Origin of the sequence: Candidatus Thiosymbion oneisti, assembly GCF_900092655.1 — a bacterium.
Lineage (GTDB): Bacteria > Pseudomonadota > Gammaproteobacteria > Chromatiales > Chromatiaceae > Thiosymbion > Thiosymbion oneisti.
This window is the reverse complement of sequence record NZ_FLUY01000349.1, coordinates 1-866: the sequence shown is the minus strand read 5'-3', so window position 1 is coordinate 866 and position 866 is coordinate 1. Positions and strand designations below refer to the sequence as shown.

The 866-nt window shown below is 57.0% G+C and carries 1 protein-coding gene and 1 pseudogene; both read right to left on the bottom strand.

Annotated elements, in window-relative coordinates:
* On the bottom strand, positions 1-618 hold a 618-nt coding region (locus tag BQ17_RS03345), incomplete at its 3' end, for a PD-(D/E)XK nuclease family protein (protein WP_089724293.1).
* Positions 619-669: 51 nt separating this feature from the next.
* Positions 670-866, bottom strand: a pseudogene (locus BQ17_RS03340) (PD-(D/E)XK nuclease family protein); the annotation flags it as partial.

The window sequence follows — 866 nt, the reverse complement described above, 5'->3', positions numbered from 1 at the left end:
CTTGCGCTCGAAGAGATACATACCGCCCTTGTCGATGGAGGATTTCAGCTCGCAAATGAGCAACAGGCCGTTCTTGACGATTACATCCAGCTCCACCTGCTCCGGTCGGCCGAAGACCTCTCCCTGATCGTCGTACTCGTTGACGTTGAGCACCTGTATATCGAAGTTCTTTTCCAAGATCCCGGCCAGGGCGTTGCGGAAGGTCGCCTCCGATTGCACGCCCCAGCGCGCGCCCAATGCTCCGATACGACGATCATACTTCTCGGCCTGGGCCATGATCTCTTCATGCACCCGCTCGAAGTCGGCCCGGTTCTCTTTCCATTTGCGGTCTTGCTCCTCTCGCGCTTCCCGCCATTTGCGATCCTGCTCCTCCCATTTGCGCTTATTCTCCGCTTGTGCTTCCCACCATTTGCGGTCCTGCTTCTCCCATTTGCGTTCTTGGGCCTCGCGGTCCTGACGTAGCTCATCCAACATGCAGTCGAAACGGTCTCCCGTCTGCTGCCGATCCGCATACTCCCCGCGCGTCAGATCCAGGATGTAACGACGAAGATCCGGGTCGTCACGCAACAGGGTGGGCAATTCCCGTTTCAACGTCTCCGAGACGGCTTCGATTACCATAACTTCCTCTCCATTCCGGATACCAATACGTCGCGCCCTCGCCCTCTGCCGTCAGATTTTTTCAACCTCCAAGGAATCCGAGTAGATCTCTATACCGAGCTCCCTAGCAACCTGCTCGGCCGGTTTGTCGATCATCGGCGAGATCACGATCAGGCGATCGGCCTTGCGATTGTGGCGCCGCTCATAAAAACGTGCCTTGCGCTCGAAGAGATACATACCGCCCTTGTCGATGGAGGATTTCAGCTCGC